The organism is Agromyces sp. NDB4Y10 (assembly GCF_001620055.1).
Classification (GTDB): Bacteria; Actinomycetota; Actinomycetes; order Actinomycetales; family Microbacteriaceae; genus Agromyces; species Agromyces indicus.
In genome coordinates this window covers 1-5312 of sequence record NZ_LQGY01000044.1, presented here as the reverse complement: position 1 = coordinate 5312, position 5312 = coordinate 1, and the positions used below count along the sequence as shown (strand labels likewise).

9 protein-coding genes are annotated in these 5312 nt (G+C 76.5%); 5 read left to right on the top strand and 4 right to left on the bottom strand.

Going from position 1 to position 5312, the window contains the following annotated elements:
• From AVP42_RS11245 to AVP42_RS11225, 5 genes are all read left to right on the top strand, one after another.
• Positions 1 to 729, top strand: a 729-nt coding sequence (locus AVP42_RS11245) for a molybdopterin-binding protein (protein WP_255361459.1), incomplete at its 5' end; no start/stop codon positions are given.
• Positions 726 to 1331, top strand: a complete 606-nt coding sequence (locus AVP42_RS11240; RefSeq protein ID WP_067949070.1) for a molybdenum cofactor guanylyltransferase — start codon at positions 726 to 728, stop codon at positions 1329 to 1331. The genes AVP42_RS11245 and AVP42_RS11240, both read left to right, overlap by 4 nt.
• Positions 1328 to 1588: a DUF6457 domain-containing protein gene (locus tag AVP42_RS11235; RefSeq protein ID WP_067949068.1), complete on the top strand. Its 261-nt coding sequence runs from the start codon at positions 1328 to 1330 to the stop codon at positions 1586 to 1588. Before AVP42_RS11240 ends, AVP42_RS11235 begins: the two co-directional genes overlap by 4 nt.
• Before the next feature lie 52 nt (positions 1589 to 1640).
• The gene (moaA, locus tag AVP42_RS11230; protein ID WP_067949066.1) at positions 1641 to 2708 is read left to right on the top strand and encodes a GTP 3',8-cyclase MoaA; all 1068 of its coding nucleotides are present in this window, start codon (positions 1641 to 1643) and stop codon (positions 2706 to 2708) included.
• Complete coding sequence (locus AVP42_RS11225; protein WP_231878609.1) at positions 2701 to 2973, top strand: MoaD/ThiS family protein; 273 nt, start codon at positions 2701 to 2703, stop codon at positions 2971 to 2973. Before moaA ends, AVP42_RS11225 begins: the two co-directional genes overlap by 8 nt.
• A gap of 14 nt (positions 2974 to 2987) precedes the next feature.
• Here AVP42_RS11225 and AVP42_RS11220 read toward each other — a convergent pair whose 3' ends face one another.
• The 4 genes from AVP42_RS11220 to AVP42_RS11205 form a co-directional block, all read right to left on the bottom strand.
• Entirely contained in the window at positions 2988 to 3284 is a 297-nt protein-coding gene (locus AVP42_RS11220) for a winged helix-turn-helix domain-containing protein (protein ID WP_067949064.1), read from the bottom strand.
• A 36-nt stretch (positions 3285 to 3320) separates the two neighbouring features.
• Complete coding sequence (locus AVP42_RS11215; protein WP_067949062.1) at positions 3321 to 3740, bottom strand: molybdenum cofactor biosynthesis protein MoaE; 420 nt, start codon at positions 3738 to 3740, stop codon at positions 3321 to 3323.
• Complete coding sequence (gene moaCB, locus AVP42_RS11210; RefSeq protein ID WP_082847198.1) at positions 3733 to 4851, bottom strand: bifunctional molybdenum cofactor biosynthesis protein MoaC/MoaB; 1119 nt, start codon at positions 4849 to 4851, stop codon at positions 3733 to 3735. Before moaCB ends, AVP42_RS11215 begins: the two co-directional genes overlap by 8 nt.
• Positions 4848 to 5312 (bottom strand): molybdopterin-binding protein (locus tag AVP42_RS11205; protein WP_255361457.1); only part of this gene is annotated, 465 nt, incomplete at its 5' end. The genes AVP42_RS11205 and moaCB, both read right to left, overlap by 4 nt.

The window sequence follows — 5312 nt, the reverse complement described above, 5'->3', positions numbered from 1 at the left end:
GCCGCCGCGGCCGGCCTCGCCGAGCTGCCCGTGGCGGCCGTCCCGCGCGTCGCCGTCGTCGCGACCGGGACGGAGCTCGCCGCGCCCGGCGCTGCGCTGGGGTTCGGCCGCATCCACGACTCGAACTCGGCGCTGCTCGCGTCGCTCGTCGCCGAGGCCGGCGGCGCGGTGAGCGAGTCGCTCCGGCTGCCCGACGACCCGGCGGCGCTCCGCGGATGGCTCGAGCGGCGGCATCCGTGCGATCTGGTGGTGTTCGCGGGCGGGGTCAGCGTGGGCGCGCACGACGTCGTGCGCCACGTGCTCGCGGGGCTCGGTACCGTCGGCTTCGCGCGGGTGGCGATGCAGCCGGGTGCGCCGCAGGCGTTCGGCGAGCTGCCGGGCGGCACGCCCGTGTTCGGGCTGCCGGGCAATCCGGTGAGCGTCGCCGTGTCGTTCGAGGCGTTCGTGCGGCCCGCGATCCTGCGGCTCCTGGGCCGCGCCGAGACCGGGCGCCGCACGTGGCCCGCGGTCGTGGAGCACGGATGGCGCTCCCCCGCCGGTCGGCGCCAGTACATGCCGGTCGCCCTCGGGCGGCACGACGGACGCCCTTCGGTGCGTCCCGCGGCGGCGGGCGGCGCGGCCTCGCACCTCGCCGCGGGACTCGCCGCGGCGGACGGCTTCGCGATCGTCCCGGAGGACGTCGACGAGGTCGCGCCCGGCGACCTCGTCGAGGTGGCGGTCACGAGATGAGCGGGGTCGACGCCGTCATCCTCGCCGGGGGTCGCGCCGCGCGGCTCGGCGGGGTCAGCAAGCCGGACCTCATGGTCGACGGCCGTCGCCTGCTCACGACGGCCGTGGACGCCGCCCGGGCGGCGGGCTGCGAGCGCATCGTCGTCGTCGGCCCCGCGGAACTCGCGGCGCCCGGATGCCTGCGCGCCCGGGAGGAGCCACCCTTCGGCGGACCCGTCGCCGCGCTGTCGGCCGGTCTCGCGGCACTGGGTCCGGTCAGCGGAGCCGACGTCCTCGTCCTCGCGTGCGACATGCCCGACGTGGGAGCCGCCGTCACCCGGCTGGCCGCCGCGCGCGGTGCGTACCCCGACCGCGACGGGGTCGCGCTCGTCGACGCCTCCGGGCGCACGCAGTGGCTCGCGATGCGGTGCGCCCGAGCGGCACTGGAGCGCGCCCTCGACGCGATCGCGCCCGACGGGGACCGCGCAGCGCTGCACGGCGCCCCGATGCGGCGGCTCGCGGCATCCGTCGACCTCGCCACCGTCGCCGACGGCGGCAGCACGCACGACATCGACACGTGGGGCGACCTCGCGCGCGCCACCGGACCGGAGGGAGCACCATGACCGAACCGCTCGCACCCGAGGCGCTCGACGACTGGGTGGCCGAGGCCGCAGCGCTGCTCGGCATCGACCCCGCCGACGTCCCCGTTGGCACGGTGCTCGACCTGGCGCGTCGCGTCGCGCACGGCGTCGCACGGCCCGCGGCGCCCGTCACGACGTTCCTGCTCGGGCTCGCGGTCGGCGCGGGACGCCCCGACGACCTCGCCGTGCTCGCCGACCGGCTGGGCGACGCCGCCGAGGCTCGCACCCCGGAAGCCTGAGGATCCGGCCGCCGTCATAGGCCGGAAACGTACGCCTGCGTATCGTGGGGGGATGACCGCCATCGCGCTCGGCATGCCCGCACTGCGTCGGGCGCCGTCGGACGCGCCCTCGACCGAGGGGCGGCCGGATGTCGCGGGTCTCGTCGATCGCTTCGGCCGCGTCGCGCACGACCTGCGCATCTCGATCACCTCGGCCTGCTCCCTGCGGTGCACGTACTGCATGCCCGCCGAGGGGCTGCCCGTGATCCCGCGCGACGAACTGCTGTCGGCCGCCGAGATCGCGCGGCTCGTCGGCATCGCCGTGCACGACCTGGGCGTCCGCGAGATCCGCTTCACGGGCGGCGAACCGCTCACCCGTCCCGACCTCGTCGAGATCGTGCGGCTCAGCGCCCTCGCGGCACCCGGCACGCCGCTGTCGATGACGACGAACGGCATCGGGCTCGACCGCAAGGCGGAGGCCCTCCGCGATGCGGGCCTGTCGCGCGTGAACGTGTCGCTCGACACGCTCGACCGCGAGCACTTCGCCCGGCTCACGCGGCGCGACCGGCTCCCGGCAGTGCTCGCGGGCATCGCCGGCGCGCACCGCGCCGGGCTCGGCCCGCTCAAGGTCAACGCCGTGCTCATGCGCGAGACGCTGCACGACGCCCCCGACCTCCTGGCGTGGGCGATCGAGCACGGATGCCGCCTCCGGTTCATCGAGCAGATGCCCCTCGACGCCGACGAGGCGTGGCGGCGCGCGAACATGGTCGACGCCGAGGAGCTCCTCGCCGTGCTGCGCACGCGCTTCGAGCTCGAGCCGGTGGGCCGCGAGGACCCGGCCGCCCCCGCCGAGGAGTGGCTCGTCGACGGCGGCCCCGCGACCGTGGGCGTCATCGCCTCGGTGACGCGCCCCTTCTGCGGCGCCTGCGACCGCACGCGCCTCACGGCGGAGGGCTCGGTGCGCTCGTGCCTGTTCGGCGACGACGAGACCGACCTGCGGGCGATGCTGCGCGGGGGCGCCGACGACGCGGAGCTCGCCGAGCGGTGGCGCGCGGCGATGTGGGCGAAGAAGGCCGGGCACGGCATCGACGACGTCGACTTCGTGCGCCCGGCGCGGAGCATGGGAGGCATCGGTGGCTGACGGGACGACGACCACGACCGGCACGCGCACGGTGCTGGTCCGCTACTTCGCGGCGGCGGCCGAGGCCGCGGGCGTGGAGGAGGAGCATCTCGCGGCGACGGCGACGCTCGGGGAGCTCCGTGACGAGCTCGTCGCTCGCTACGGCGCCGCCATGGCCCGCGTCGTGGCGAACGGCTCGTTCCTCGTCGACGGCGTGGTGCGCCGGGACCCCGCGACGCCGATCGGCGCGCAGGTCGACGTGCTGCCGCCCTTCGCGGGCGGCTGAGCCGGCCGTGCCGGTCAGTCCCGGCTCGGTCGGCCCGGCAGGTCGGCGAGCGCCCGGATCAGCTCGCCCGCGGTGTGCGCCGCGTTCGACGGGTGCCGCAGCGGCCGCTCCGGGTAGAGGATGTAGTGGTTCCGCCGGCCTCGCCGCTCGCGCTCGAGGTACCCGCCGTCCTCCAGGTCGTTGAGGATCGTGACGGCGGCGCGCGTGGAGATGCCGACCTGCTCGGCGATCGACCGCACGGTGGCGTCGCGGTCGAGCGCGACCGCGAGCAGCACGTGCGCGTGATGGGTCAGGAACGTCCACTCGCGCATGCGCCCATCATCCCAGCTTCGGGTCGTCGCCGCGGGTCAGAGGTTGACCCATTCCGTCGCGCCGCCGTCGAGGTGCTGTCGCTTCCAGATGGGCGTGCGCTCCTTGATGCGGTCGACGAGCAGCGCGCACGCGGCGAACGCCTCGGCGCGGTGCGGGGCGGCGACGGATGCCACGAGCGCGACGTCGCCGATGCCGAGCGCGCCCACGCGGTGCGCCGCCGCCACGCGCAGCCCCGTCTCCCGGGCGACCTCCGCGCACGTCTCGCGCAGGAACCGCTCGGCATCGGGGTGCGCGGAGTAGTCGAGCGCGGTGACCGCCGCCCCGTGGTCGTGGTCGCGGATCACGCCCTCGAACGTGACGAGCGCGCCGTCCTGCCGGGTGCAGACGAACGCCTCGATCGCGGCGCGATCGAGCGGTGCGTCGGTGACGAGGGCGAGCACCTCGGGCTCAGGCATGCGGTGCGCCTCCGTGCTCCAGTCGGTCGGCCTCGCCGGACGCGGATCCGGCGGCGACGCCGTGGGCGGCGTGGCTCGGCCCGTCCTCCGGGTGGCGCGGATGCCGCGGCCTGGGCGCGTGGTCGCCGCCCGCGACCTGGTCGAGCAGGTGCGGCAGCAGGTCGGCGAGCACGGCGAGCCCATCGTGGACGCCGCCGCGCGAGCCGGGCAGGTTGACGACGACGGTGCGGCCGGCGACGCCCGCGAGCGCGCGGCTGAGGGCCGCGGTCGGGGTCGCGCCCCGACCGGCGGCGCGGATGGCCTCGGCGACGCCGGGCAGTTCCTGGTCGAGCACGGCACGGGTCGCCTCGGGGGTGCGGTCGCTCTGGTTCACGCCCGTGCCGCCGGTGGTGAGGATCACCGCGGGCGCCTCCGCGACCGCCTGCCGGAGGGCCTCGGGGAGGTCGGCGTCGGCGACGACGCGCGGCGCGCCGGGCTCGAGTCCGCGTTCGGCCAGCCAGGCGGCGATCACCGGCCCGGTGGTGTCATCGGCCGTGCCGGCGGCGGCCCGGGTCGAGGAGACGAGAACGACGGCACGGCGGGAGGGCGCGGCATCCGTCGGCTCGTCGGCATGGGCCGCGTCGGCGCCGGTCGCGTCCGCGTCATCCGCCCGCCACACGCCGCGCTTGCCGCCGCGCTTCTCGACCAGGCGGACGCCGCCGAGGTTCGCCGCGGGATCGACGGCCTTCACCATGTCGTGCAGCGTCAGGCCGGCGACGGCGACGGCCGTGAGCGCCTCCATCTCGATGCCCGTGCGGGCGGTCGTCGAGACGGTCGCGCGGATCGTGATCGCGGCCTCGTCGAAGCCGAAGTCGATGGAGACGGCGTCGAGCGGGACGATGTGCGCGAGCGGGATGAGCTCGCTCGTGCGCTTGGCGCCCTGGATGCCGGCGATGCGCGCGGTCGGCAGCACGTCGGCCTTCTTCAGCCCGTCGCTGCGCACGAGCGCGACCACCTCGGCGGTCGTGTCGAGCCGCCCCTCGGCGATCGCGACCCGGCGGGTGACGGGCTTGCCGCCGACGTCGACCATGCGCGCGCGGCCGTCGTCGTCGAGGTGGGTGAGCTCGCTCATAGGTCCACGGTATCGACCGGCTCGCCCGCGTCGAGGGCCTCGACCGCTCCCGGGACGACGATGAGCAGGTCGGAGGCCGCGAGCGCCGCCACCAGGTGCGAACCCGGCCCGCCGACGGGGAGCGCGCGGCCGTCGTCGGTGCGGCGACCGCGGAGGTACTGGCGACGGCCGGGGATCGAACGCACGGGCTCGGCGAGCGGCATCCGCTCGGCGCGCGCGGGCGGGAGGCCGGCCACCGCGCGCAGCGTCGGTGCGACGAAGAGCGCGAACGAGAGCTGGGCGCTCACGGGGTTGCCGGGGAAGCCGATGACGGGCACCCCGCGGTACACCGCGGTCGCCTGCGGTCCGCCCGGTTGCATCGCGACGGAGCCGACCCACGCGCCGAGCGGCTCGAGCAGCTCGCGGACGACCTCGTAGGCGCCCTGCGAGATGCCGCCGCTGGTCAGGATGAGCTCGGCGCC

Coding starts and splice junctions, on each gene's coding strand:
- AVP42_RS11240 (WP_067949070.1), top strand. CDS start 726: ATGAGCGGGGTCGACGCCGTCATCCTCGCCGGGGGTCGCGCCGCGCGG.
- AVP42_RS11235 (WP_067949068.1), top strand. CDS start 1,328: ATGACCGAACCGCTCGCACCCGAGGCGCTCGACGACTGGGTGGCCGAG.
- moaA (WP_067949066.1), top strand. CDS start 1,641: ATGACCGCCATCGCGCTCGGCATGCCCGCACTGCGTCGGGCGCCGTCG.
- AVP42_RS11220 (WP_067949064.1), bottom strand. CDS start 3,284: ATGCGCGAGTGGACGTTCCTGACCCATCACGCGCACGTGCTGCTCGCG.
- AVP42_RS11215 (WP_067949062.1), bottom strand. CDS start 3,740: ATGCCTGAGCCCGAGGTGCTCGCCCTCGTCACCGACGCACCGCTCGAT.
- moaCB (WP_082847198.1), bottom strand. CDS start 4,851: ATGAGCGAGCTCACCCACCTCGACGACGACGGCCGCGCGCGCATGGTC.